The organism is Endozoicomonas sp. ONNA2 (assembly GCF_024606365.1).
Classification (GTDB): domain Bacteria; phylum Pseudomonadota; class Gammaproteobacteria; order Pseudomonadales; family Endozoicomonadaceae; genus Endozoicomonas.
The window spans coordinates 1-1,200 of sequence record NZ_JAHHPO010000392.1 but is presented as its reverse complement, the minus strand read 5'-3'; the positions used below and the strand labels follow the sequence as shown (position 1 = coordinate 1,200).

The 1,200-nt window shown below is 53.2% G+C and carries 1 protein-coding gene and 1 pseudogene; one reads left to right on the top strand and one right to left on the bottom strand.

The genetic code is table 11. The features are described from left to right. Nucleotides 1-359: pseudogene (locus tag KDK14_RS07155) on the bottom strand (dihydropyrimidine dehydrogenase); the annotation flags it as partial. Between the two features lie 136 nt (nucleotides 360-495). On the opposite strand from KDK14_RS07155, the gene KDK14_RS07150 reads away from it, so the two are divergent. Continuing rightward, entirely contained in the window at nucleotides 496-1,104 is a 609-nt protein-coding gene (locus KDK14_RS07150; RefSeq protein WP_257264363.1) for a trimeric intracellular cation channel family protein, read from the top strand. Nucleotides 1,105-1,200 lie beyond the last annotated feature (96 nt).

Below are 1,200 nucleotides of genomic sequence, written 5' to 3'. Positions count from 1 at the left end.
GCGTAACGCTGCAGCAGACCGATTTTCACTGGAAGACACTCTGGCTCACGATTTCTGACACAGGCCTGTTCGCACAGAACCTCGGTTGGACAGACCCGGGCACAGCTTCCCCCGAGAATATTGGCATCGAGAATGGCCTGTGCGGCACCGTCGATATTGTCAGTGGCGATACGGTTGATAAAGGAGGGAATATTGATGCCAGTGGGGCAGGCCTGGATACAGGGTGCCGCTTCGCAGTATAGGCAGCGGCTGGCTGCAATCTGGGCCTGGTAATCGGTGAGGGGAGGCTTGATGTCGGCAAAGTTGCGCCGGTACTCGTCTGCGGACAGCCTGCCGCTGTGGATATCGGGTTTATTCATGGCGGTTTCCTCGTCAGCTGAAAGAAGACTAGCAGCCAGAATGTATATGGAAAGAATGCCGGTATATGACTATATCTGGCCGTGGAAGACGAATTTATAATCTATAATTCTTAGACATTTTTCCGTAGATTCGTCAATGCTGCTCTATATTCTCGACCTTTTTGGTACTGCCGTATTTGCCATCAGTGGTGTCTGGCTCGCCTGCCGCAAAGACATGGATCTGTTTGGCGCAATGGTGCTTGCCTTTGTTACCGCCGTTGGGGGCGGCACGATAAGGGACGTTTTACTCACCTCTACACCCGTATTCTGGATAAAAGATACCCTCTACCTGCTGGTTATTCTTGCTGCGACGCTGTTTGCCATTGTGGTTCGCCAGTGGCATAAGCGCAGCAAGTGGATTCTTCAGGTCTCTGATGCCCTGGGGCTGGCGGTCTTTGTGGTTATTGGCGTGACCAAGTCCCTGTCATTTGGTGTGGAGCCAATGGTGGCGGTCATGATGGGGGTTTTGACTGGCTGTGGTGGTGGTGCCATCCGGGATATGCTGGCCGGGGAGATTCCCATGGTACTGAGAAAGGAGATCTATGCATCGGCGGCTATGGCAGGCGGTGCGGTGTTTATCTTGCTGGCACCATTGCTTGATAACATAAACCACACGTCCATTATCGCGGCTGCTGTGGTTCTACTGCTCAGGTTGATGGGGGTGTATAAGGGGTTGTCCCTGCCGAGGTTTGGGTTGCCTATCTGAATCGATTGGCAGAAGTACGAAAAAAGCAGTGGAACCACACACTGACACTCCCCGCCCTATCGGGCGAGGGTTCTTAGATCGCTCCAAGAACCTTCC